The following is a 26,630-nucleotide window of genomic DNA, read 5'->3' as shown; positions in this document are numbered from 1 at the left end:
GGTTCAACACTATTGCAGTCCTAACCCCAGCTTTTTGCATCAAATCAGGCATAAATTCTGCTATCTCGCGGTGAAACTGCATGAGCTGCTTTATTCAGTCAGGGCTGCCTCGCTCTTTTTTGGGGCAAAAAATGCCGGATGCACCGCTTTGTGACGACAGTGTCGGCCTGAATACGTATTCATCTTGTGGGCTGCGTCAGCCTGGTTAATAACTGTTCGCGGAACATTTTATAAAAACCAGGGCGTCCTTTGATTTTGTTGTACAGGGAAAGTCCATAACAATCCGAATCGGGGACAAGAGGCATGTCAAACTATAAGCATAGTTTGCTGACGCTCGCTATTGCTGCAGCAGGTTTTAGTTGCAGCATCAGCGCGGAAGAAGCAAATCAGCAACTCGCACAGCAGGAACAACAGGTTAGTGCGGGTTCAAACACCAGCAAAACCAGAGAAGAAGTTGAAGTTATTGAAGTCAAAGGCTTTTCCAGCAGTTTAATTAAATCACTGAACGATAAACGTTTTGCCGACACAGTAGTTGAATCCATTTCAGCCGACGACTTAGGCTCTTTGCCTGATGTGTCTATGGCGGATGCCTTAACCCGTTTACCAGGTATTTCGGCAGTGCGTACCGGCGGTCAGGCTTCTGAAATTAACATCAGGGGTATGGCTGGTGGTTTTGTCTTTTCGACTTTAAACGGCCGTGAGCAGGTGTCTACCAGTGGTCAACGTAATATTGAGTTTGACCAGTATCCTTCTGAGCTGATCTCCTCTGCATCTGTGTATAAATCACCAAAAGTTTCACTGATTGAAGGTGGGGTGGCTGGTACTGTTGAGTTAAAAACAGCCAGTCCGTTAAAAGCTAAAGAAACGCATAACTTCACAGTCAACGCCCGCGGTATGTTGAACGACAGAGCGGATGAAATTCCTGGAGGTCAGGAAACAGGGGACAGGTTTAGCTTTTCTTATCAGGGCAAGTTTTTAGAAGATACTGTGGGTGTGGCTGTGGGTTTTGCCCGCTTGTATCAGCCTAGCGTGTCGACTCAGTTTGTTGGTCTGGCCTACAACAAACAGGCTGATGTGGATGGTATTGATGAAGCATCCCGGAATGAGCTGATCAGTGAAGGTTTTGAGATGCAGCACAGGGGCGGAGAAGAAACCCGCAACGGTTATATGGCTGCCATTGAATGGATCCCCACAGACAAGTTAACAGTGACTGCTGATGCCTTTTTATCTAAGTTTGACACCGAAGCTTTTGCCCGTGGTTTTCGCGTTAAGCTCGAAGGTGACAGCGCCGCTATAGGCAATCCGGTGATCAATGACAATATGGTGATTGGGGGTACTTTTAACCGTAAAACCAATGGCAATACCAGGGTTGAGCTGGTGAACGATGACAACACCGATAACGATGAAGTGAAAAGTTTTGGTTTTAATGTCGACTTCGATGCGACAGATGCACTGACCTTGAACTTCGACCTGTCGCACTCTTCTGCCGACAGCGTATTTAAAAACGGTTTGTTATGGGCTTTAGTGGCTGAAGACGCCAGAGTGCCTAATCCGGTACTGGATGGCAATGTATCGATCAGCTATTTGCTGAATGGTTTAAACCTGCCTGATCTAGGTTTTAATCAGGAAGGCGCTTTTACTGATATCAACAGAGTAATGGTCAGTAAATATGGCATTTACCCTTACATCAACTCAGATGAAGTGAATGCCTACAAACTGGATGCTAAATACGAACTGGATAACTCTGTGCTCAGTTCGTTTGAAGCTGGTGTGCGTTACTCAGAGCGTACCTATTCGAATGACCGTCAGGTGTTTGAATATGGCTCAGATGGTGCTTTTTTGAGTTCACAACCTCCGCTGCGTTTAACAGAGGATATGGTTGATGTTGTTGATTTCAGTGGTAATTTTTCACATTTCCCCAGTTACCTTGCTATTGATTTAAATAAAGCGCTGAATGCCTGGTTTCCACAGGGCATACCTCAGCCAGTGCAAACCTGGGGAACAGGTAACACAGGTGTTTTGCCATCACAACGTGTTTCAGGTGGTCCGGATACCGCATGGTCTGTTTTGCAAAGTGGCGAAGTCTATGAAGATGTGATGGCGGCTTATGTGATGGCCAATCTGGATACCGAAGTATTCTCTATTCCTGTCACAGGTAACATTGGTGTACGTATGGTTGAAACCAAACAATACGCCACTGATTTAACAGATGTGGGTGGGAACGCTACTTTAGGCGCGCAGAATATTACCGATGAAGCAGGTTTGGTAAATATCCGCTACAAGCCAGGTATTATTGGTCAGACCTATAGGGATTATCTGCCACAGATGAACCTGAACTTTGCCCTGACCGACAGCGATCAGCTTCGATTTGCTGCTGCTAAAGTGATGTCACGGCCACCTATAGATCGGCTGGCCTCCAATACCAGTTATACAGTAGATACTCTGACAGGGCAGGTGAATGGTTCCAGCTCGAACAGCCCGTTTTTAAAACCTTTTTATGCCACTCAGTATGATATTTCGTACGAGAAATACTTCACTGAAACAGACGGGGCTTTTGTTGTCGCTGTGTTTTACAAAGATATTGAATCTTTTATCAATACCTTCACTATCGCTGATTTCGACTTTAAAGCAGCAGGTTTTCCTATCCCTGATTTTATAGTGCGGGAAAACGGTTCCACTATAGAGACTAAACCCGGCAATTACACCACTGCAGTGAACAACGACAAAGGGGGTTATATCCGTGGTGCTGAAATTGCGTACACCCAGGTGTTTAAATTTCTGCCGTCCTTCTGGCAGGGCTTAGGTTTTAGTGGCAGTTATTCCTACACCGAAAGTGAAATTCAGCAGCAAGTCAGCTTAGGCGCTCAGACCATAGATATCACTTTACCGGGCTTATCGAAAAACGTCATGACGGCCACCTTGTTTTGGGAATACGAAGGTTTCGAAACCCGGATCAGTGGTCGTTACCGCGACAACTTTGTGTCAGAGCAGGTGGCTGTAGAAGCTCAGACCGTGAACTTCGATGGCGAGATGGTGATTGACTATCAGGCCTCTTACCAGATTAACGACAACTTTGGTGTGCTGTTTCAGGTGAACAACCTGACGGATGAACCCACCAAAAGTTATTTTGGCAATGAAGCCAATACCGGCACTATCCAGTTTTTTGGCCGCCAGTATTTTGTGGGTGCGAACTATAAGTTCTGACCTTGAGTGACAGCTTCAGCACTCAGCTTCAGAGCGGGTGCCCGTAACAAGAATTGATTGGAGTTCGATAACTATGTTTCAGATCACAAATAGCTTAAAGCTGGTCCTTTTAGGGCTGGCTGCGCTGACACTGGCCGCTTGCGGCGGTGGTGGCGAGGATTCTGTGGAAGGTGGTACTAAACTGCTGACCTGTAATGTGCCACAAATTCCGAACGCGGCAGGCACAGCCTGTATTGATCCACCGCCGATAAAATGTAAAGCGCCTACAGTGCCGGATGCAAAAAATGAAAGCTGTATAGTTGGGGTTGATCCCAATGCACCTGAACCTGCATTTTTCCCCGCAACGGGTCAGGCTGCGCTTTTTTATAAAAGAGCAGACGGTAATTATGAAGGCTACCGCCTACATACCTGGAATAATGATGCATGCGATGCCTACAAAGACAGTTCTCTGGCTGCGTCCTGGGACAATGGTCTGGTGCATACAGCGGTGGATCCAAACTACGGCGCTTACTGGGTGCTGGAGTTAAAAGACGGTGTGGCTGGTGTGGAAGGTGCTTGTGGTAACTTCCTGATCCATATAGGCACTGATGACGCTGGCAAAGAGATGGGCGGCGGCGATCAGAAGTTGTTGTTAGGGCCTAAGTCAGATGAAAAGTTTGCCCGGATGAACTTTACTTTTTCTGGTGTGAACTCAGTATTTGAATTCCCTTTACTTGCCTTGGGGGTTTCTATTGCTAACTCAGCGGCGCACTGGCTGGATGCCAACACTTTTGTCTGGAATGTGGACAGTGCTATTGCCACTAAAGTGCAATTACACCATTCAGCCACTGCTGAGTTAACCATTGATGACGATGATCAGCTCAATGGTGAAACCCTGATGCTGGAAGAAACTGAACTGACAGAGGCGCAAAAAGCCAAAGTTCCGCATTTGGCCGACTGGCCAGCGTACCGCAGCACTATGACAGCGGATCAGGCGAAAGCTATTGTAAAAAATCAGCTGGTGTTGTCAGCCCATGATGCAGAAAACAAACTGGCAGCAGCCAGTTATGTGCAGGCCGCTAAGGTGCTGGATGCTTTGTACACCAGCGGTGAAGCTGATGCCGATGAAGCGACTTTAGGTGTCAGCTACGAGGGGGATGCTGTGACTGTGGCTGTATGGGCGCCCACTGCCCGCACCGTCGCCTTAAAACTCTATAACGCTGCAAAAACTCTGACTTCTACTCAGGCGATGACCTTAGATGCGGATACCGGGATTTGGAGTTACAGCGGCACTAAAGCCAATCTGGACCGTACTTTCTACCGCTTTGAAGTGACTGTGTATCATCCTGCCACTAAAAAAGTGGAAACAGTGGAAAGTACCGACCCTTACTCCGTCAGTTTGTCCACTAACGGTCGTTTCAGTCAGTTTGTGAATTTAGCCGACGAAGATTTAAAACCTGAAGGCTGGGCAACCCGAACTATTCCAACTGTTGAAAATCCTGAAGATACAGTGATTTACGAAGGTCATATTCGTGATTTCAGTATTCGTGATACTAGTGTCAGCGAAGCAAACAGAGGTAAATATCTGGCATTCACTGAGATGAACAGTGCGCCTGTATTGCACCTGAAAAAGCTGGCTGAAAGTGGTGTAACGCATTTTCATATGCTGCCTGCCACAGATATGGCGACAGTGAATGAAGACGTAAGCAAAAGAGTTGAAATTACCGATACAGTGGGCGAGTTATGTGCTGTGAATGCCAGCGCTAAAGTCTGTGGTCAGGAAAACTCAACCACAGTGATACTGGATTTACTGAAATCTTATCAGCCCTCCGGTGAACTGGCTCAGCAGTTGGTTGCAGATATGCGTGCCACTGACGGTTTTAACTGGGGTTATGATCCACATCATTTTAATGTGCCAGAAGGCAGTTATGCATCCAGTGCCGAAGGTGTGGCTCGTATCAAAGAAATGCGGGCTATGAATCAGGCTCTGCAGGAACTTGGCCTTCGTGTGGTCTTGGATGTGGTGTACAACCATACCAACTCCTCAGCTGTATTTGATAACTCAGTGTTCGATAAAATGGTGCCGGGTTATTACCACAGATATAATCCGGTCACTGGCATTATTGAACGTTCAACTTGCTGTGAAAACACTGCACTTGAACATAAAATGATGGATAAATTCGTCAAAGACTCGCTGGTGCTGTTAGCCCGTGAATACGGCTTTGATGGCTTCCGTTTTGACATTATGGGACACCATCCGAAAGCTGATATTTTAGCGGCCCGGGAACTGGTGCGTGCTGTGGATCCTGATACTTACTTCTACGGCGAAGGCTGGAACTTTGGTGAAGTAGCGGATGATCGTTTGTTTGAGCAAGCGCGGCAGGCCAATATGGCGGGTACCGAAGTAGGTTCATTTAATGACCGTATACGGGATTCAGTGCGCAGCGCAGCTCTGTTCACCGGGAAAGGCGAAAATGGTGAGCGTCAGCAGCAAAACTACATTGAAATTGGTTTAGCCGGCACCTTAAAAGACTTTGTGCTGGAAGATTACCGTGGCAACACGGGTGTGGCATCAGGTGTGACCTGGAACGGTCAGCCAGCTGGTTATGCTGAAGATCCAGCCGATATTATCAACTATGTGTCTAAACACGATAACGAAGCGATCTGGGATAAATTACAGCTGGAATTGCATAATGCAGGCGTTGATTTAAGCCTGGAAAACCGGGTCAGAGTGAATAATATTGCTTTGGCTATTCCTGTGCTAAGTCAGGGCATTCCATTTCTGCAAATGGGGGATGACTTGTTGCGTTCCAAGTCCTTAGACCGTAACAGCTATGATTCAGGCGACTGGTTCAACTTTGTCGATTTCAGCAAAGAAAGCAATAACTGGAACGTAGGTTTGCCCATGGCTCAGGACAACAGCGCCAACTGGAGCACTATTGCTGAAGTGGCGACTAAATCCAATACCAGAGTTTATGCAGATGAGATCCATTTTTCATCTGATGTATTTAATGAATTTCTGCAAATTCGTAAAAGCAGCAATTTATTCCGTCTGACCACAGCTCAGAATGTAATGGACCGCTTAGGTTTCCATAACATTGGTAAAAATCTGACGCCGGGCTTGATTGTGATGAGCATAGACGATGGGACTGGCCTGACCGATCTGGATCCTGAACATGACGCTCTGGTGGTGGTGATCAACGGCACCTCAGCACAACACTCTCATACTGTGCCTACGGCCAAAGGTTTTGTGTTACATCCGGTGCAGGCCGCTTCAGCGGATCTGATGGTGCAGGACGCCAGTTTCAGTGAAGCAGCAACAGAAGGTACTTTCACTGTTCCGGCCTATACAGCAGCGGTTTTTGTGAAACCTCAGCATGGTGCTCAGGGCGAAGGTTTAAAAGCCGATGCGACTATGGGGGCTCCTGATTTTGCGCCTTATGGTTTAACCACTGTCTATGTGCGTGGCGCTATGAATGGCTGGGGTGAAACTGACGCTATGAGCTATGTTGGGGATGGGGTATACAGTACTACTATCACTATTGCAGCGGGTGACTACGAGTTCAAAGTGGCCTCTGCAGACTGGTCCACAGTTGACTTTGGCTCAGGCAACCAGCAAGTGACTTTAGGTGCAGCCAAAACCTTAAACCGTGGTGGTTCTAACCTGAAAATTACTATCCCTAAAACCTCGAGTTACACTTTTACAGTCAACGCTGCGGTTGCTGAAGCTCCGGTTATTACTGTGACTGAATATGTGCCTTATGGCGAGACCACTGTGTTTTTGCGCGGCAGTTTAAATGGCTGGAGTGAAAATAACCCTCTGCAATACGAAGGGGATGGCGTGTATAGCGTCACAGTGAACTTGGCTGTAACCGAACATGAGTTCAAAATAGCCTCGGCCGATTGGTCTACCGTTGATTTTGGCTCTGCGGATCAAAATGTCACACTCAACACAAACAAAGCGCTGACAAGAGGTGGTTCGAATCTGAAACTGCAAATTACCGAACAGGCGAATTATAAGGTCAGCTTCACTGCCACAGACCCGGCAGCCCCTGTGTTAAGGGTAAGCAAAGTCGAATAACAGGACTCAAACCTGATGTAAAAAGGCCGTTTTGATCACGGCCTTTTTTTATGGATTTTTCTCAGGATCAGTGCAATGCAGCACTGTGGTCACATTGCTTTTTTGAGCGGCACTGTAAGGCCCTGATGCCGCAGCTATGCATTTCATCAAAGCCTGTCAGCTTGCAACTTCGCTGAACTCAGCTAAGTTTGCATTAAGTTAGAGCGTAAGCTCTGCTTCGGCGAGCCAAATAAATCAGCGGATCCAGCGGCCTGCCTGCACCAATACAATGCAAAATTCCAGCAATGCCCTGCAAAGGGGCGACATACCCGGAGGTGAATACGTATTCATGTTGAACATTGGCGGCGATAAGTTTAACTAGTAGGGTCAGATTAATATCAACAACCAGACAGATATAAGTCTGAAACAAAAAAAACACACTATCCGGGGATAAGGGCATGAATAAATTTAAGTTAAGCATACTCACTATGGCAATTGCGACTGCGGGCTTTAGCTCGTACAGCTCTGCTCAACAGGCCGAACAAACTAATGCGGCAGCAAATGCCCAGGAAGAACAAATTGAAGTGATAGGCATCACGGGTTTCCGTGGCAGCTTACAAAAAGCTCAGGCTATAAAAATGAGCGAAAACTCCATCGTTGAAGTGCTGTCAGCAGAAGACATTGGTAAGCTGCCAGACACCAGCGTGGCAGAATCTTTAGCACGTTTGCCAGGTTTAGCCGGTGAGCGTCGTAATGGCCGTACCAGCGGCTTGTCTGTTCGTGGTTTTAATGAAAACTACGTAGGCACTTCATTAAATGGTCGTGAATTATTAGGTATGGGTGACAACCGCGGCGTTGAATATGACCTGTACCCATCAGAAATCGTTTCTACTGCTATGGTTTACAAAACTCCTGATGCTACGCTGATGGCGCAAGGTATAGGTGGTACTGTTGATTTGCAAACTGTGCGTCCTCTGACGGCAGAAGACACTTTTGTGGTGAACCTGAACTACGAACAAAACGATCAGGAATCCGGTAACCCGGATTTTGACGATCATGGTCACAAAGCCTCAATCAACTACATCGATAAATTTGTTGATGACAAGTTGGGTTTTGCTTTGGTGTTGTCCTCTATTAAATCACCACGTCAGGAACAGCAGTTCCGTGGCTGGGGTTATCCTGGAGCTAATACTACTAAAGGTGCGCCAGGTGTTACTGTTCCTGCCGATACCTTTATTTTAGGTGGTCATGATACCTTTACCCGTTCAGCTATGCTGGAACGTGACTCCATTGCTGCAATTTTTGAATACGATGCAAGCGACGATTTAAAAGTTAAGTTTGACGCTTTGTATATCAACTTTAATGAAACCGATGTGCGCCGTGGTCTGGAAGAAGGTATGGCTGAGTGGGGTACTGGCGCTTACACCATCACTGAAGTTCAAAATGGCCTGGCTACTGCTGCTTACTATGATGGCTTCTTTTCAGTGGTCCGTAACGACTCCCGTGAACAGGATGCTGAGCTGAAAACCTTTGGTCTGAATCTGGAATACAATATCAGCGATGACTGGACTGCTGAACTGGATCTTTCAACAGGTAAAGTCGATAAAACCATCACTGATGTGGAAAGTTATTCAGGTGTAGGTCGTGCAGGTGGCACAGGTCCGGATAACAGACCTATCAGTGCGCGCTCATGGGTCATGACGTCGTCTGGCGCTATGTTTGGTGCTCACCCAACTATTGCACCTGTTGATCTGACTAACCCGGCATTGATACGTTTAGCTGGCCCACAAGCCTGGGGCGGTTCTTTAGCTCCGGTGCCTGGATTCCAGGATACAGGTACTGGTTTTGGCCCTACAACAGCTCAGGATGGTTTTGTTAATAAACCAATTTTTGAAGAAGAGCTGGACAGTGTACGTTTGCAATTTAATGGCGCCGTGGAATGGGGTATTTTCACAGGTCTGGAAACTGGTATTGTTTATAAAGACCGCACTAAGAGCAAAATCAACAATGGCGCTTATTTGACCGCCAATGTATGGCCAAACTCAGATGCTATCCCTAACGTATTAGGTGTGGCTGATTTAAGCTTTGTTGGCATCAACGGTGTTTTGGCTTATGACAGTTTAGCTTTATATAACAACGGTTATTACATAGCTACAGATGCTGCTTTCCTGGAAAATGGTCGTTTTGGTGACACTTACGAAATCAATGAAAAGATTACCACTTTATACGGTATGTTAGATATCAGCACGGACGCAGGTTCTATTCCTGTGACTGGTAATATCGGTGTGCAAATTGTCCGGGCTGATCAGGAAGGTTTTGGTTTTAATGCCTCATCAGGCAGTGATCGCTTCACTGATGCTGTCGCAGTATCAGGTGGCACTGATTACACTGATGTATTACCAAGCATGAACCTGAGTTTTGAAGTGGCAGACGGTCAGTTTGTCCGTACTGCTGTGTCTAAAGTCATGAGTCGCCCACGTCTGGATGATTTACGTCCAAACAGTCAGGTGACTTTTAACTTTAACGATACCAATATTTTGGATGATGATCCGTTAAACAGCGCCTTTGCAGGCAATGCAGGTAATTCTGAATTGAAGCCGTTAGAAGCTAACCAGTTCGATTTATCTTATGAAAATTATTTCCATGATAATGGCTTTATTGCGGCAAGTTTCTTCTATAAAGACCTGAAAAACTGGCACCGTAACATTACCTTAATCAATGATTTCTCTGATTATTATATTCCTGGTTTCCACCAGACGTCAGCACAGGGTACTCCACCTAATGCACCACCAGCCACCTTCTTAGGTCGGCTGGATATCCGTCAGGATGGTTTACAAGGTTTTGTTCGTGGTTACGAGCTGCAAGCCAGCGTACCATTTGACATCATTGACGAAGTATTGGATGGCTTTGGTATAGTTGCCAGCGCCACCTTTATGGATGGTGAGTTAGATGATGGTGGTCGTGTACCAGGTTTATCAAAAGAGATTTACACTCTGACTGCTTATTATGAGCGTGCTGGTTTTGAGGTTCGTGTTTCCGGCACTAAACGTGACCAGTTTGCAACTGAAACCCGTGGTCTGAGCTTAAGTCTGGCTCCGACTATGGACCAGGGCGGTTCATTGATTGACGCGCAGATTGGTTATGATTTCAGTGAGTCAGGTATTGATGCACTGGAAGGTCTGCGTGTTTCATTGCAGGGTCAGAACTTAACGGATGAAAAAACTATTCAGAACAATCCAGGTGATGCTCGTCAGATCACTCAGTACCAGAGCTTTGGCCGTAACTTCATGTTAGGCTTAAACTACAAGTTCTAATGCAGGCTGAGGTTGTGTCGGAGCAGCTGATCTGCCCGGCTACTGACAAACTCTGTTTAAAACCCAGCCATTAAGGCTGGGTTTTTCTTTAGGGAATTCGCATGACTCCAATCAAAAAAGTAGTGATTCTGGGTGGTGGTACAGCGGGCTGGCTCAGTGCTGCTTTACTGAAAAAAGTACTGGGTACAGTGGTTGATATTGAGCTGGTTGAATCCGATGCTATTGGTACTGTAGGTGTTGGAGAGGCCACTATTCCTCCGATCCGACTGCTAAATCAGGTGCTGGGTATTAACGAAGCTGATTTTCTGCGTGAAACCAAAGCCACTATTAAGCTGGCCATTAAATTTGAGAACTGGCGTGCTCAGGGCGACAGTTATTACCATAGTTTTGGCGCGCCAGGGCGCAGCCTGACCTTCTGTCATTTTCATCATTTATGGTTAAGGGCACGGCAACAGTTTGGTGATATGACACCCATTTGGGATTACGACTTAAATTACCTTTGTGCTGAAGCCGGCAAATTTGCCCCTATCACAGCAAAAGACCCTATCCTGGAATTACCTTACGCTTATCATTTTGATGCTGGTTTGTATGCTGCGTTCCTGCGTAAGTTCAGTGAACCTATGGGCGTAGTGCGTACTGAGGGCATGGTGGAGCAGGTGACTCAGCATTATAATGGTCATATCAAAAGTTTAGTGCTCAAAGATGGTCGCGAAGTAAAAGGCGACTTATTTATAGATTGCTCAGGTTTTGTCAGTTTGTTGTTGCAACGTAAACTCGGGGTAGGTTATGACGACTGGAGCCATGTTTTACCTTGTGATCGTGCCTGGGCTGTGCCCACTGAGCGTTTTGAAAAGACGTTACCTTATACCAGATCCATAGCGCATGAAGCGGGCTGGCAGTGGCGTATACCGCTGCAGCATCGTAACGGCAATGGCATGGTATTCAGTAGTGCCCACTGCACTGAACAACAGGCTTTGGATCTGCTGATGGGAAATTTGCAAAGTACTGCGGTGGCTGATCCCAAACTGATTAAATTCAAAACAGGCCGCGCTCGTAAACAATGGCATCACAATGTGGTTGCTGTTGGATTATCCAGTGGTTTTCTGGAGCCACTGGAGTCCACCAGCATTCATTTGGTGCAATCAGGCATAGTACGTTTGCTGAAAATGTTCCCACACCATGGCATTGAACCCGCCACAGTGGCTGAATACAACAAACAATCCGAAGCCGAGTTTGTGTATATCCGCGACTTTTTATTACTGCATTACCATGAGACTGAACGCACGGACAGCCAGTTCTGGCGTGATATGCGTCAACTGCAAATTCCTGATTCGCTAAAACACAAAATTGAGCTATTTCAGGCCGATGGCAGCATTTTCCGAGAGCAACATGATTTATTCCATGATGGCTCCTGGCTTCAGGTGATGTTAGGACAAGGATTATTGCCAAGGGACTATCATCCTTTGGCTGATACTTTCTCTGATACACAGCTCAAAGATATGCTTAAAAGCATCAAGGCAATTAAACAAGAGCCTTTAGCAAAGCTGTTTTCACATGATGAGTTTTTGCGCCGCGCTTGTGGGGCATAAATAAAACAAAACTTTTGGCCGGGCAAAACCTTGTCCGGCGTCAGACAGGATTTAGACATGATATCACTTCGTTTCCGGCTGGCTTTTGTAGTTGTGTTGTTCAGCTCTGTAGCACAGGCCGCCACTTACCAGTCACATCAGGTGCTTGATAACAAATTGCAGCTTCAGACCGATGAATATGCGGTGTCATTAAGCTTTAAAAGTCAGGGCGCTGTAGAAGTTGTTTACCAGAAAAGTGGCCTGAAACAATTGCCGTCTTTTGCTTTGGTTGCACCTGAACTCAGCCTTGTTGCCAGCTTGAATGAGCAGCCACAACAGCTTGAGTTCGCTACAGAGCAGTTAACAGTGCGGGTGAATAAGTCGCCTTTTCAACTGAGCTTTTACCGGGGCAACGAACTTATTCTGGCGGAAGAAAAAGGCTTTTTTGCTTATGAAACGATGAGGGGCTTCCGCTTTAAGCTGCAGGATGATGAAAAGCTGTTAGGCACAGGCCAGCGGGTAGTCGGCATGGACAGACGTGGTCAGCGTTTGCCCTTGTACAACAAAGCCAGCTACGGCTACACCACAGAAGCACAGCAAATGTACTTTGGTTTACCCGCTGTGATGTCGAGCGAAAAGTATCTGGTGTTGTTTGATAACAGCGCCAGTGGTTTTGTCGATTTAGGCAAAACTGAAAAAGAGGTGCTGCAATTTGAAGCTGTGGCAGGCCGCACTGCTTATATTGTGATGGCTGCGCCCACTTATCCAAAACTGATTGAAGAGTACGTGACAGTGACTGGCAAGCAACCATTGCCACCGCGTTGGGCTTTGGGGAATTTTGCTTCACGTTTTGGCTATCGCACCGAGGCCGAAACCCGCGCCATAGTGGATAAATTTGCCGCTGAAGACTTTCCACTGGATGCAGTCGTGCTGGATTTATACTGGTTTGGGCCAGATATTCAGGGCCATATGGGCAACCTGGCCTGGGATAAAAAGGCCTTCCCTAACCCTAAAGGCATGATCAGCGACTTTAAAGCCAAAGGGGTGAACACTGTGCTGATCACTGAACCTTTTGTATTAAGCACCTCCACACGTTGGGATGAAGCTGTTCAGGCCAAAGCTTTAGCCACTGATTTAGCAGGTAAAGCCAAAACCTTCGATTTTTATTTTGGCAACACAGGCTTAGTGGATGTGTTTTCAACAGAAGGCACAAGCTGGTTTGAAGGGATTTATAACGAGCTGGCTGAGTATGGCGTAGCAGGCTGGTGGGGCGATTTAGGCGAGCCTGAAGTGCATCCTTCTGATGCAATTCACAGCATAGGCACTGCGGACGAAATTCATAATGTGTATGGCCATCGTTGGGCTGAACTTGTGTATCAGAACCGCTTAGAAAAGCAACCAGAACAGCGTCCTATGATTATGATGCGTTCGGGTTTTGCTGGCTCACAACGTTTTGGCATGATCCCCTGGACAGGCGATGTCAGCCGCAGCTGGGATGGTTTAAAACCTCAGGTGGAGTTGGCGCTGCAAATGGGTTTATTAGGCCTGGCTTATACCCATTCAGATTTAGGTGGTTTTGCCGGTGGCGAAGTGTTTGATAAAGAAATGTATATCCGCTGGTTGCAGTACGGTGTGTTCCAGCCTGTGTATCGCCCTCACGCCCAGGAGCAAATAGCACCAGAGCCCGTGTTGCACGACAAAGAAACCAAAGATATTTTGCGGGAATACGTCAAGTTACGTTACCGCTTAACGCCTTACAACTACACTTTGGCTTATCAAAACAGCAGCACTGGTATGCCATTAATGCGGCCGCTGTTTTTTGAAAATGAAGCAGACACCAGTTTAATTGCCAATAAAGACAGTTACCTCTGGGGCGATGCCTTTTTAGTCACTCCTGTGACTGCAGCAGGCGTGAAGTCGGTACCAGTGCAGTTACCTGCTGGTGTCTGGCTGGATTATTGGACAGGCAAAGCGCATCAGGGCGGCAAAACTATTGAGCAGCCGACTGATTTAACCACTTTACCTGTCTTGGTACGTGCCGGTTCTTTTGTGCCTATGGTGCCTGCGGTTCAAAGTTTAAAAGACTACAGCAGCCGTCAGCTTGAGCTGCATTATTACCACGACCAATCCATCAGTCAGGCTAAAGGCCACATGTATGAAGACGATGGCAAATCACCGGATTCATTAAGCAAAGGCCAGTATGAACTGCTGACCTTCAGTGCTGCCGCAAAAGGCAAGAGTTTGGCTTTTGAGTTAAACCGCACTGGTTTAGGTTATACCGGAATGCCAAAACAGCGGGAAACTACCCTGGTTGTTCATCAACTGGCGAAACCTGCTACCGCGCTGGTGAATGGTCAGGCGCTGAGTTGGGTGAATTCAGCAGCAGAGCTGGTGGCCGGAAGCGCTTATTTTGATGCAAAAAAACAACAAGTGCTGCTGAAACTGAACTGGGATCAGGCCAAAGCCAGGGTGGTGTTAGAGTGAAGCCTTTTCATACTATAAAAGCTGTACTGCTGAGTCTGACGCTGTCGGTTAATCTGGTTTTCGCCAGTCCAATCGAACATCTGGAGCCCGCCTTTTGGTGGGCTGGAATGAAAGAGCCAAAGTTGCAACTGATGGTGCATGGCAAAGATATTCAGCACTCTCAGGTACAGCTGAGTTATCCGGGCGTGAAGCTTTTGGGTGTGCAGAAGGTGCAAAACCCGAATTATCTGTTTGTCGATTTGGAACTGAGTCCTGATGTAAAACCTGGCAGTTTTGAGCTGAGCTTTAGCCAACATGGTAAGACAGTAGCGCGGTATCACTACAGCTTATTGGCGCGGCAGCAGGGTTCGGCACAGCGCCAGGGTTTTGGTCAAAAAGATTTAATTTACCTCATCACACCGGATCGTTTTGTCAACGGCGACCCAGGCAACGATGAAGTGAAAACCATGAGCGAAGGGCTGGACAGAGCGAATCCTGGCGGCCGGCATGGTGGCGATATTGCAGGTATGCAGCAGGCTTTGCCGTATTTACAGCAACTGGGGGTGACGCAGATCTGGCCTCAGCCGCTGACGGAAAACAATAGCCCTGCTTATTCCTATCATGGTTATGCAGCCACGGATCTCTACAAAATCGACCCGCGTTTTGGCAGTAATGAAAGTTACAAAAAATTTGTTCTTGAGGCCAATACACATGGCATAGGTGTGATCCAGGACATAGTGGTGAATCACATAGGCTCCAATCACTGGTGGCTGCAGGATTTACCGGAAAAAAGCTGGCTGAATTACAACGCTAGTTTTCATCCAACCAATCACGCCCGCACTACAGTGCAGGACCCTTATGCTGCAGAGGTCGATGCCAAAGCTTTTGTCGATGGCTGGTTTGTCGAGACTATGCCGGATTTAAATCAGCGTCATCCATTGTTGGCGACTTATTTGATTCAAAACTCTGTGTGGTGGGTGGAATACGCTCATTTATCCGGCATTCGTGAAGACACTTACTCTTATGCGGATAAAGATTTTTTAACTCAGTGGTCTAAACGCCTGATGAGCGAATACCCGAATTTTAATATTGTCGGTGAAGAGTGGAGTGCTAACCCTGTTGTGGTGTCCTATTGGCAAAAAGGCAAGCAAAACTCTGATGGTTATCAGTCGTTTACACCCAGCATGATGGATTTTCCGCTCTATTACGCTTTGCTGGCTGCGCTGACTGAAGAAGAGTCATGGGATAAAGGCTGGATCAAACTTTATGAAGCTTTGGGTAACGATGTGATTTACCCTGATCCAACCAACCTGGTGTTGTTTGAGGGGAATCACGATACAGCGCGGATATTTTCGTTACTCAATGAAAACAGCGATTTGTATCGGATGGCGATGATTTATCTGCTGACCGCACCTCGTATTCCGCAGCTGTATTATGGCACTGAAATTCTGGCGCAAAGCCCTAAACAGCGTGACGATGGTTTAGTGCGCAGTGATTTCCCCGGTGGTTGGGCAGGGGACGCTGTGAATGCCTTTAGCGGCAAAGGTTTAAGCCAGGCTCAGCTACAGGCACAGCAACTGATCAAAACACTGGCGAATTACCGTAAAAACAACGCTGTGTTACAGCAAGGAAAGATGAAACATTTCAGCCCGGCCGATGGTCTTTACAGTTATGTGCGTTATCAGGACAACAAACAGCTGTGGGTATTTTTTAATAAAAATGCCAGTGCCAAAACTGTGGATCTAAAGCGTTATGCTGAACTATTGCCAGCCAATGCCGGTTTTATTGATGTGCTGACAGGTAAAAGCATCACCACCAACGGCAGTCTGCAACTGCCTGAGCGTGGCAGTCTGGTATTAGAGCTTCAGTAAGGCAAAGGCGGTATTTTTAACAGCTTTAATAACAGATTGCGTCCGGCCCGCAGCAGTGGATAACTAAAGCGGGCGCGGCCTGCAGATTGAAACCAATATAACCAAAGCCTGTTGCGCCAACTGGCTTCATTCACTGAAGCCAGTAGTTGTAATACTTCAGCTCCTTTTAACCAACGGCCATCCACTCTTAACAGCATGCTTTGATTCACAATCAACCTATGATGTTGCAATTCAGCAAGTAACAACGGGGCTTGTTCAGGCAAATCTCTGGCATTGAGCAGCGTCAGCTCGCCGAATTGTTTTTGCAGCCGCTGCGATGCCACATAGTTGCGGCACAAAGGGCAGTCTCCATCGTAAATCAGCAGTAGCTGTTGCATAGCAATCCTTTTCAGTAAAACAGTGCTTAGTCTAAATCAAAAGCCTTTCTGTAGGGTGAGCTGGCGATAAAATAGCCAGATTTAACTGGCGAAACTGTGTCGCAGGGTTAAACTAGTAAGTAGTCTAATTTCTGGTCGCCAGTCCAGATGGAGTTTGTCATGATCAACAACATCAGCCCGGGTTTTATTCCGTCAACGCCGGTGGTAAATCCTGCTACAGCCAATGCTGGTTCCAATGTGGCCAACACAGAGACTACAGCGTCTGCCAGCAAAAAAGCAGAACTGGAGTTTAGCCCTGGCCGTAACTCGGCAAAAGACTACTCTGCTGTGCAGCAAAGTCTGGCGAAGGGCAAAGGTGCTGTGGAAAGTGCTCAGGCAGCCACAACAGAGATCAAAGATTCACTGGTGAAAGTACGGGAAGTGGCCACTCAACTGGCAGATGATTCGTTGGCTGCCCCTGCTCGTGAAAAGTTACAAAAACAGTATGCTGAACTGCGTACTGGCATTGAAAAATCATTGGAAAGTGCCAGCTATAAAGGCGCTGATGGTGGCAAAGGCGTAAATTTGCTAACCGATAAAGACAGCAGCAAAGTGACGATCAATAGTTATGGCAGTCAATCTGAACTGCGCAGCAGCACCCTGGATAAAAGCCTGGGGCTGCCTGAGAAAATAGGTTCAGCAGCCGAAGCCCGTGACTTGTTAAATGGTAAAGAAGGCAAGGCCAGTGTACTGGCGACGGCTGAGACTGCAGTGGCCGACAGTACGGAACGTTTGGCAAAAGAAGATAAAAAGCTCAAAGCCCAGTTAGAAACAGCAACAGCTGTCAGTAAAGCGGCGAATAGTCTGGAATCCGAACGTACAGGGGGCCGTAATTCAGCCCGTGCTGCACCAGATGAAGAAAGCAGAGCTGCTTTGTTAAAGCAGGCAGAAGAAAGCCGTCAGCAACTAAAACAACAGGCGATGGGCATAGGCAACAAAGAGCAGGGCGCTCGCTCTTTACTGAGTTTATTTAACTAAGCCCTTCTGATGCGAAGACCACTGGATTTATATCGTCATACCCGCTTATTGGCGTCAAACACCAAAGCCCTCGAGGCTCAGGTGTTTCGTCGTGTACTCTATCAGCTTGAACTGGCACAACAGGGTTCTGAACTGGAACAAATCAAAGCTTTGGCCGATCTGCGGGTGCTGTGGCTGACTGTTTCTGGTTTAGTCAGCGATCCGGATAATCATCTGCCTACCGCTTTGCAAGACAATTTGCGGCAGTTAGCTATCGCTGTGATGGCTGAATTGGATTTGCCTCTGGTTGAACATGACAGGCAATGGTTGATTGATGTAACAACTCAGGTTGCAGAAGGGCTCGAAGCTTAAATTCTGCTCGTCAGCTTTTGATATTTATCTGGTTTGTTTTGCCACTAGTCGCAGCCCAAATCTTAAAACTGGACAATACCCTCCTTTTCTCTACACTGGTTTTGCGTAAAAACTGATAACTAAAATCAAATTCAGGAAAGCCCATGTTAAATAAATCTGTTCTGGCCCTTGCTGTGCTTGTAGCACTGGCAGGCTGTGATAAAGCCCAAACCCCAACTCAATCCACTGAAACACCGGCAGCAGCAGTGGCTGAAGTAAAAACTTTAACTTCAGGTATTGAATTGTCCAATATGGATACCAGCGTGAAGCCTGCCCAGGACTTTTTCCGTTATGTAAACGGCAACTGGCTGGCAAAAACTGAAATACCAGCCGACAAAGGCCGTTGGGGCAGTTTTGATGAATTACGTGAAAACGCCGATAAACAAGTACTGGCAATAGTGCAGGAATTGGCGGGCCAAACGGCAGAAGCAGGCACAGACACTCAGAAGATTTCCGACTTCTACCGCTCTTATATGGATACGGCGACTCTGGACACTTTAGGTTTAGAGCCATTAAAAGCTGACTTTACCAAAGTAGAAGCGCTGGCTTCTCATGCCGATTTAGCCACACTCTGGGGCGAATTACAGGCCGCTCGTACCGGTACACCTGTGGTGTTATTTATAGGTCAGGATCAAAAAGCGTCCGATCAGTATATTACCCTGGCGAACCAGTCAGGTTTAGGTATGCCGGACCGTGATTATTATCTGAACACTGATGAAAAATCGAAAGAAATTCAGCAGAAATATCAGGCTTATATCAACAAAGTAGCTGAATTAGCTGGCTGGGACGATCCGGCAAAAGTAGCTGCCACTGTCTATGCGATAGAAACCAAACTGGCCGAAGCGCAATGGAGCCGGGTGCAAAACCGGGATCGTAATGCCACGTACAACAAATTAACTCTGGCTCAGCTTGCTGAAACAGCGCCTGGTCTTGACTGGACTGCTTTATTAGGTGCCGCCAAACTCTCCAATATAAAAGAGGTAGTGGTGCGTCAACCGACTTACCTGACCGCTTTTGCTCAGTTACAAAAAGAAATCCCGGTTGCTGACTGGCAAAGTTATTTAAAATTCCATCTGGTGCGCGCCAACAGTGAGTTATTGGCCAGCAGCTTTGATCAGGCTAGTTTTGAATTTTATGGCAAAACTCTGTCTGGCTTAGAAGCTCAGCGTGAACGCGAAAAACGAGCTGTGGCAGCGCTTGAAGGTTCTCTAGGTTTTATGCTGGGCAAAATTTATGTCGAGCGTCACTTCAAGCCTGAAGCCAAAGAGCGCATGGATCAGATGATCCAAAATATGCGAGTCGCTTTTAAAGAGGCTATTGATGGTCTGGAGTGGATGAGCCCTGAAACCAAAAAGGCGGCTCAGGAAAAACTGTCTAAGTTTAATGCCAAGATTGGCTACCCTGATGTATGGCGTGACTACAGCTGTTTAGACGTAAAAGCTGGCGACTTAGTAGGCAATATGCAGCGCAGCAGCCAGTGTGAATTCGACCGTATGCTGGCTAAATTGGGACAGCCAGTGGATCGCACTGAATGGGGCATGACACCTCAAACCGTCAATGCCTACTACAGCTCGACCATGAATGAAATTGTTTTCCCTGCTGCTATTTTGCAACCGCCGTTTTTTAATGTGAATGCAGATGATGCGGTGAACTACGGTGCTATTGGTGGTGTGATAGGACATGAAATTACCCACGGTTTTGATGATCAGGGTCGTCGTTCCGATGGCCATGGTAATTTAACCGACTGGTGGAAGCCTACCGACGCAGAGCAGTTCCAGAAGCGTGCTCAGCTGATGATAGACCAGTACAGTGCCTTTAATCCTATTGACGATTTAAAACTGCAGGGTGCTTTAGGTTTAGGTGAAAACATTGCCGATTTAGGTGGTTTAACTGTTGCCTTTAAAGCTTATCAAACCTCGTTGCAGGGCAAACCAGCGCCTGTGATTGATGGTTTCAGTGGGGATCAGCGTTTCTTTATGGGCTGGTCTCAGGTGTGGCGAATTAAGTTCCGTGATGCTTCCTTGCGTCAGCAAGTAATTACAGGACCTCATTCCCCTGGTATGTACCGTGTGTTAGGTGTGCTGTCGAATATGCCTGAATTTTATCAGACCTTTGATGTGAAACCTGGTGATGGTATGTATCGTGATGATGCGGTACGGGTCAAAATCTGGTAACTAGTGAGCGCTGTGCAGGGACGTCTTTTGGCGTCCCTTATTACAGTTGGGAAAAGCGTTAAACTGTAATTCTGGAGCAGGGTTTTGTCATCCGGAAAAAATCGGCATCTGCTTCAGGCTGAGCCATACTGATTCAGGTGATCTTTGATACTCTGTGCAGCAACTGAATACGTATTCAGCTGGTTGCTGGCTCTGGCAAAGGCTGTTCTAATCGATCTCTTCTCCAACGCTCTAACAGGCGTCGTCAGCGTTGTCCATTGCAGGTGAACTGAAGGCCGGATTAGATGACAGAGGAGCCGGTTTCAGGTGAGCGCTCACCTGACATTCACATAAAAATAATAGGACAACAGATGAAACAACCGCAGTTATCGTTCTGGCAGATATGGAACCTCAGTTTTGGTTTTCTTGGGGTGCAAATTGGTTTTGCTTTGCAAAATGGTAATGTCAGCCGCATTCTTTCCGATCTTGGCGCTGATTTATCGTCATTGTCATTGTTCTGGTTAGCTGCGCCTATCATGGGGTTGTTGGTGCAGCCTATAGTAGGTGCTGCTTCTGATCGTACCTGGAACAGATTCGGGCGTCGTATTCCTTTTATGCTGGGGGGGGCAGTAGTCGCCGCTGGCGCTATGGTGTTGTTGCCTAATTCTTCCATGGTGGTTGCCTTTATTCCGCCTATGTTGTTTGGTCTGGTGATTTTTGCAATTAAAGACGCTGCTTTTAATGTCACCTTTCAGCCGTTTCGGTCACTGGTCTCTGATATGGTTCCGGCCGAACAGCGTAATCTGGGGTTCTCAGTCCAGACCTTGCTGATAAACATAGGTGCAGTTTTTGGCTCTATTTTACCTTTTGTGCTGACCAACGTGATTGGTCTGGATAACGCTTCACAAACTGGTCAGGTGGCTGACTCAGTTATTTGGTCCTTTTACATTGGTGCTACAGTGTTGCTGGGCAGCGTGTTATGGACTGCGTTCAGAACCCGCGAATACAACCCTGAACAATATTGCCAGTACAAAGGACTGGACCTTGAGAAACTGCAGCAACAGCGCGAAAAAACCAGCTTCGTTGAGAAGATGAAATCATTCTGGGCCACTATGCTGTCTATGCCTGGCATTATGAAACAGCTGGCTTTGGTGCAATTTTTCTCCTGGTTTGCTTTGTTTATCATGTGGACTTATTTCCCGGCCGCTGTAGCCCAGAACAACTGGGGTGTTGCAGTGCACTGGTTTGATCCGGTTTATATTCAACAAATGGGTGGAGTGCCTGCCGATATAGCGGCCGCCAAAGGTGCCGCAGGCGATTGGGTGGGTATTCTGTATGCTGGCTATTCTCTGTTTGCCGTGTTTTTTGCGATGGTAATGGCAAAGCTGGCCAATGTATTTGGCCGTAAACTGGTGTATTCCTTTGCGTTAGCTTGTGGTGGTGTGGGTTATCTGAGTTTTGTACTCTTTAACGATCCGACCCTGACTCAGGTGGATTTGTTGATCACTGAAGTCACTATTCCACAAGGGGCTTTGTCTTTAATGATCCCGATGATAGGCATAGGTATAGCATGGGCCGCTATACTGGCGATGCCTTATGCCATTCTGGCAGGTGCATTACCAGCGAATAAAACCGGTGTCTACATGGGGATTTTCAACTTCACTATAGCAGCGCCGCAGATTGTCTCGGGTTTACTGGCGGGTTGGATCCTTGGCTCTGTCTTTAAAAATGAAGCTCTGTATATTGTGATGCTGGCAGGTGCTGCCATGATATTAGGGGCTTTGTCTGTGTGGTTAGTCAAAGAACAAGAGACTACAAAAATACAACAGTAAGCAGTACAACAGTGATCCACAACGCCATGGCCTGCAGGTCATGGCGTCTGTCCTGATCCGCGGCTTTATGCTGGATCAGGGCCTTCCTCTGCTGTGCTTTAACGCCAGCGATAGTCTGCCCACAACTGACGTTGTGTTGGATTCATAAAAGACCAGGCTAATAGTCTGCTTTGTTTATTGCCTTGCTGCATTTCAATCAGTTGCTGCTGTGCACCCAGTTTTGTCAGTTGTTGCTGCAATACAGGCAGATTCTCCTGTTTAGACACCAGACTGCTAAACCATACTACCTGCTGAGCATAACTTTGGCTTTCGTTGATCATACGGCGAATAAAAGCTGCTTCTCCGCCCTCACACCAGAGTTCATGATTGCGGCCCGCAAAGTTCAATCTGGTATTTTTCTGGCCGAGGTTTTTCGCTTTGCGTTCGCTGCCAGCCTGAGCCTGCTCAGCAGAGCTGTGAAAAGGCGGATTGCATAAGGTTAAATCAAACAGATCATCAGGCTGAATAATACCCTGAAATATCTGTTCGCTTTTGTGCTGCTGACGTAATGCTATTTTATGGTGCAGCTGGTTTTGCTTAATCAATAACACAGCTGCAGCCAGTGCTTCCGGGTCCAGTTCTGAGGCCGTAACTTTCCAGCCATATTCAGCCTGAGCCAGCAAAGGGTAGATCAGATTGGCACCACAGCCGGTATCGAGCAGGTGCAGCTTCGAACCTGTTGGAACTTTGCCTTTATTCAGAGGCGCTAACAGATCGGCCAGATAATGCAGATAATCTACTCTTCCCGGCACTGCGGGGCATAAAAACTGCTCGGGCAATTGCCAGTGTGGTATCGCATAAAAGTGTTTTAACAAAGCCTGATTCAGGGTTTTAACGGCTTGCGGGTTGGCAAAGTCAATTGAAAGCGTGCCATAGCCGTTGTCGCGCACAAAGGCAGTTAAAGCCGGTACTGCAGCGGATAAAGCCTCAAAATCATAAGCGTGCTGGTGCTTGTTGCGGGGATGAAGGCCTTTGGAAGTGGAAGTCATAAAAAGAACCAGGGCTGCAGCTTAACGCTCTGCAGCACCACAAGAGTGACGGACGATGATTTTTGGCTGAATTTCTGTTAGCTCAACAGGCTGGTGGTTAATCAGTTTTAATAAGTTGACCACCAGCATCTCACCAGCCAGCGAGGTATTTTGCTGAATAGTGGTTAAAGCAGGAGAAGAGAAGGACGCAACAGGGATATCATCAAAACCTACCACAGCCACATCTTCCGGCACTTTCAGGCCTTTTTTCTGCAGAGCACGAATAGCGCCTATTGCGATCAGATCACTGGCACAGAATAAGGCGTCAAAGCTTTTGCCTTGAGCATGTAATTGATTAATGGCATCAAAACCTGCCTGCTCTGTTGAAATCGCATCCAGTTGTGCCACAGTGTTTTCTGCTATACCTGCTTGTTCTAAAGCATGCACCATGCCCTGATACCGGGCCAAAAATTCAGGGCTGTGATCGGAAGCATTGCCAAGAAAGGCAAAACGTTTCCTGCCTTGTTGCAACAGGTGCTGTCCGGCCAGTTTGCCACCTTGCAGGTTATTACTGCGGATAGTGAATTCAGGATGGCCGTGCACTTCAGCGCCCCAGCAAACAAAATGGGTTTGCTGAGCTAACAGGGTATTGAGCTTTTCTTCGTAGTCTTTGTAATCGCCATAACCGAGCAAAATGATGCCATCCGCTTTTTTACTGTCTTCGTAATCTGCATGCCAGTCATTACTGAGTTGTTGAAAGGAGACTAATAAATCATGACCACGCTGACTGCAGGCACGGGTAATACTGCCCAACATAGCAAGAAAAAATGGATTAATTTGTGATTCATCCACAGTAGGGTCTTCAAACAGCAACAGCGCCAGGGTGCCAGTGGTTTGTTTGCGTAAATTACTGGCGTTTTTATCCACCTTGTAATTTAACTGCTTGGCGATGGCAAAAATTTTGTCTTTGGTTTCCTGATTTACAGCAGGGCTGTCACGCAATGCACGGGAAACTGTAGATTGGGATACACCGGCAAGATAGGCGATATCAAAGGAGGTCGCTTTTCCTTTCAACGGTGTCATCGGGGCTATTCCTGGCTGATTTGTTGACTTCATATACCCTTCTCACTTGAAGCTGCAGCTGCGTTGGCTGCGCTTTCTCACCCTCATCACATAAGGCAACTATGTGCAAAGGGACTCTTTCTGTTGTTGCCTTGCTGCTACAAGCTGTTTGTTCTTGCGAGCGTCCGGCATCATAGCATTAAATTAGCCTGTTGGATCCTTTTCACCCCTGCAGAGGAAAGGTCTTTAGCCACTGTGCTTCGGGTCAGAAAAAGCCTGCTGCTTTGCTGTGATTTTATGCGGCAATTTGTGTGAAGTTGTTAACTTTGCTTAAGCTGTTTTGCTTTCAATGCTAAAGTGAACGCCATTCATGCTTTGGGTAGTATTTTGATGAAATCAGCGGCTTGGCTTTTTCTTTTCTGTCTTTTAGGCAGCGGTACTGCATTTGCATGCGCTACTGATGAAGAAGGCTGCATAGCTCCGAATCAGTTTCAGCTTTCTGTAGCCTTGGGGGCAGGGCAGCGCAGCAATCCATTGTATGACGGCGACAGCTTTCCTATGCTGCTTCTACCTGACTTTAGTTATTACACTGACTCCTGGTTTATTGATAATGGCACTTTAGGATATAGCCTAAAGCAAAATGAGCAATTTGCCGTCAGCATGGTGATGCGGCTGAATTCAGAAAAAGGCTATTTCCAGCGTTGGTTTGCCGGCAATGTAGTCAGTATGAGAACCTCAGGAGCTTTGCTGCCACCAGAAGTAGACACGGGTACTGAAAAATCTCTGGCTGCAGTATCTATTACAGATGTCAAAAAACGGCCCACGGCAATAGACGCTGGTATTCAGTTCAACTGGTTTGGTGAACAATGGCAAAGCCGACTGAACCTGTGGCAGGACATCAGTTCAAAGTACAAAGGTCAGAATGCCAGCCTGAGCTGGTCACGGTTTTGGCCTTTGGCTGGTGGGCAGTTTGACCTGAGTACCAGTTTATACTGGAAAAGTGCCAAACTCATCGAGACCTATTATGGTGTTGACGAGGATGACCTGTATTATCTGCAGCGCTATCAGGGCAGTGCCAGCTGGCAACCTGAAATAAGGTTAGGCTGGCAAAAAGCGCTGGATCAGCGTTGGTCACTGCTGACTTTTTATCGATATCTGCATTTGGATGATGCAATGACGGATAGTCCGTTAGTGCAGGATGATTCAGTGCAGACCTGGTTTGTAGGTGTAAGTTATCGCTTTTATTGACGCAAGGATAGGGAATGTTCGGGCTGTTATTCGCCGGTAATATGCTGCTGGCGACAGCTCAAGTCCCTGAATGCAATGCTGAATTATGCTGGTCTGTAAGTCCGGCTTTTTGCGTTGCTGCAACAGTGGAACAAAATTGCGAAGCACAGCTTACCGTCAGCTGGAGCAGCAGTAAGGCGGAAAACTTATGTCTGTATTTTGCACAACAACAGATGCAGTGTTGGCAACAGGCAGAACAAGGACAGTGGCAACAAGAGTTAAACTGGCCAGGTAAAACGGAAGTGAGATTGCAAAACAACAGGCAAGTGTTGTTGCAAAAAGAGTTAATTGTATTAAGCCGTCAGCCGGAAAAACGACGCCGTCTGGTGGCCCCCTGGAGTGTGTTTTAATGCAAAAAATCTTATTAGTTGAAGATGATGCCCGTCTGGCGGCTTTAGTGCAGAGTTTTTTGCAGCAACATGGTTTTGACGTCAGACAGGAAAGCAGAGGTGATACTGTGCCTGCTATTTGCCAGACCTGGCAGCCTGATCTGGTTATTCTTGACCTGATGTTGCCTGGTATGGATGGTTTTAGCATTTGCCGGGCTATACGCCCCTGGTTTACCGCTCCGGTGCTGATGTTAACGGCCAAACAAGGTGATATCGATCAGGTGCTGGGTTTGGAATTGGGCGCTGATGATTATGTGATTAAACCTGTGGAGCCTCGTGTATTGCTGGCACGGGTTCATGCGTTACTAAGACGCGGCAATCCAGTTCAGAAAACTGAAAATCAGGAGCTTGGCTTCGGCAAGCTGAATCTGAATAACAGTGCCCGCGAAGCTCATTTTGACGGACAACTGGTTGAATTAACCAGCTATGAGTTTGATTTATTGTGGATGTTAGCCAAACATGCCGGCCAGACCGTAAAACGTGAGGCTATCCACAAACAAATTATTGGTCGTGAATACGATGGTCTGGATCGCACTGTCGATGTGCGGGTATCGCATTTGCGCCGCAAGTTAAATGACAATGCTGAAACGCCTTTCCGGATCAAAACTGTGTGGGGCAAAGGATATCTGTTTGTTGCTGATGCCTGGAACAGCTAAT

Annotated in this window: 16 protein-coding genes; 13 read left to right on the top strand and 3 right to left on the bottom strand. The window is 47.0% G+C overall.

What is annotated here, in order from left to right; translation table 11 throughout:
- Nucleotides 1-303: 303 nt before the first annotated feature.
- From J2W69_RS13375 to J2W69_RS13350, 6 genes are all read left to right on the top strand, one after another.
- Nucleotides 304-3,204: a TonB-dependent receptor gene (locus J2W69_RS13375; RefSeq protein ID WP_310279333.1), complete on the top strand. Its 2,901-nt coding sequence runs from the start codon at nucleotides 304-306 to the stop codon at nucleotides 3,202-3,204.
- A gap of 73 nt (nucleotides 3,205-3,277) precedes the next feature.
- Nucleotides 3,278-7,264 (top strand): pullulanase-type alpha-1,6-glucosidase, encoded by a 3,987-nt coding sequence (gene pulA, locus J2W69_RS13370; RefSeq protein ID WP_310279331.1) that lies wholly within the window; start codon nucleotides 3,278-3,280, stop codon nucleotides 7,262-7,264.
- Between the two features lie 437 nt (nucleotides 7,265-7,701).
- A complete protein-coding gene (locus tag J2W69_RS13365) occupies nucleotides 7,702-10,557 on the top strand; it encodes a TonB-dependent receptor (RefSeq protein WP_310279329.1) in 2,856 nt (951 codons plus the stop codon).
- Nucleotides 10,558-10,658: 101 nt separating this feature from the next.
- Complete coding sequence (locus J2W69_RS13360; protein WP_310279327.1) at nucleotides 10,659-12,146, top strand: tryptophan halogenase family protein; 1,488 nt, start codon at nucleotides 10,659-10,661, stop codon at nucleotides 12,144-12,146.
- A 57-nt stretch (nucleotides 12,147-12,203) separates the two neighbouring features.
- A complete protein-coding gene (locus tag J2W69_RS13355; RefSeq protein ID WP_310279325.1) occupies nucleotides 12,204-14,609 on the top strand; it encodes a glycoside hydrolase family 31 protein in 2,406 nt (801 codons plus the stop codon).
- A complete protein-coding gene (locus tag J2W69_RS13350; protein WP_310279324.1) occupies nucleotides 14,606-16,459 on the top strand; it encodes a glycoside hydrolase family 13 protein in 1,854 nt (617 codons plus the stop codon). Before J2W69_RS13355 ends, J2W69_RS13350 begins: the two co-directional genes overlap by 4 nt.
- On the opposite strand, the gene J2W69_RS13345 is transcribed toward J2W69_RS13350, so the two are convergent.
- Nucleotides 16,453-16,836 (bottom strand): DCC1-like thiol-disulfide oxidoreductase family protein, encoded by a 384-nt coding sequence (locus J2W69_RS13345; protein ID WP_310279322.1) that lies wholly within the window; start codon nucleotides 16,834-16,836, stop codon nucleotides 16,453-16,455. The two genes, J2W69_RS13350 and J2W69_RS13345, sit on opposite strands and share 7 nt — an antisense overlap.
- Before the next feature lie 159 nt (nucleotides 16,837-16,995).
- Here J2W69_RS13345 and J2W69_RS13340 point away from each other — a divergent pair, with 159 nt between their 5' ends.
- The 4 genes from J2W69_RS13340 (at nucleotide 16,996) to J2W69_RS13325 (ending at nucleotide 22,228) form a co-directional block, all read left to right on the top strand.
- Nucleotides 16,996-17,853 carry a hypothetical protein gene (locus J2W69_RS13340; RefSeq protein WP_310279320.1) on the top strand — a complete coding sequence of 286 codons (858 nt, stop codon included), beginning with the start codon at nucleotides 16,996-16,998 and terminating at the stop codon, nucleotides 17,851-17,853.
- Between the two features lie 9 nt (nucleotides 17,854-17,862).
- Complete coding sequence (locus J2W69_RS13335; RefSeq protein WP_310279318.1) at nucleotides 17,863-18,204, top strand: flagellar biosynthesis regulator FlaF; 342 nt, start codon at nucleotides 17,863-17,865, stop codon at nucleotides 18,202-18,204.
- 143 nt (nucleotides 18,205-18,347) lie between these two features.
- Complete coding sequence (locus J2W69_RS13330; RefSeq protein ID WP_310279316.1) at nucleotides 18,348-20,417, top strand: M13 family metallopeptidase; 2,070 nt, start codon at nucleotides 18,348-18,350, stop codon at nucleotides 20,415-20,417.
- A 350-nt stretch (nucleotides 20,418-20,767) separates the two neighbouring features.
- On the top strand, nucleotides 20,768-22,228 hold the full coding sequence (locus J2W69_RS13325) for an MFS transporter (RefSeq protein WP_310279314.1): 1,461 nt from the start codon (nucleotides 20,768-20,770) through the stop codon (nucleotides 22,226-22,228).
- Between the two features lie 98 nt (nucleotides 22,229-22,326).
- Here the strand turns inward: J2W69_RS13325 and rlmF are convergent, their stop codons facing one another.
- Together rlmF and J2W69_RS13315 are read right to left on the bottom strand one after the other, a co-directional pair.
- Nucleotides 22,327-23,256 (bottom strand): 23S rRNA (adenine(1618)-N(6))-methyltransferase RlmF, encoded by a 930-nt coding sequence (gene rlmF / locus J2W69_RS13320; RefSeq protein WP_310279312.1) that lies wholly within the window; start codon nucleotides 23,254-23,256, stop codon nucleotides 22,327-22,329.
- A 21-nt stretch (nucleotides 23,257-23,277) separates the two neighbouring features.
- Nucleotides 23,278-24,318, bottom strand: a complete 1,041-nt coding sequence (locus J2W69_RS13315) for a LacI family DNA-binding transcriptional regulator (RefSeq protein ID WP_310279310.1) — start codon at nucleotides 24,316-24,318, stop codon at nucleotides 23,278-23,280.
- A gap of 369 nt (nucleotides 24,319-24,687) precedes the next feature.
- Between J2W69_RS13315 and J2W69_RS13310 the strand changes: the two genes are divergently transcribed.
- The 3 genes from J2W69_RS13310 to J2W69_RS13300 are packed head-to-tail and all read left to right on the top strand — an operon-like array spanning nucleotide 24,688 to nucleotide 26,629.
- A complete protein-coding gene (locus tag J2W69_RS13310; protein ID WP_310279308.1) occupies nucleotides 24,688-25,545 on the top strand; it encodes a MipA/OmpV family protein in 858 nt (285 codons plus the stop codon).
- Nucleotides 25,546-25,559: 14 nt separating this feature from the next.
- Nucleotides 25,560-25,934 carry a DUF3019 domain-containing protein gene (locus J2W69_RS13305; RefSeq protein ID WP_310279306.1) on the top strand — a complete coding sequence of 125 codons (375 nt, stop codon included), beginning with the start codon at nucleotides 25,560-25,562 and terminating at the stop codon, nucleotides 25,932-25,934.
- The gene (locus J2W69_RS13300; protein ID WP_310279304.1) at nucleotides 25,934-26,629 is read left to right on the top strand and encodes a winged helix-turn-helix domain-containing protein; all 696 of its coding nucleotides are present in this window, start codon (nucleotides 25,934-25,936) and stop codon (nucleotides 26,627-26,629) included. Before J2W69_RS13305 ends, J2W69_RS13300 begins: the two co-directional genes overlap by 1 nt.
- The last annotated feature ends 1 nt before the right edge of the window (nucleotide 26,630 follow it).

The sequence above is a fragment of the Rheinheimera soli genome (assembly GCF_031457405.1).
GTDB lineage: Bacteria > Pseudomonadota > Gammaproteobacteria > Enterobacterales > Alteromonadaceae > Pararheinheimera > Pararheinheimera soli_A.
The sequence above is the reverse complement of the archived record's forward strand: the minus strand, read 5'-3'. Positions and strand labels throughout refer to the sequence as shown.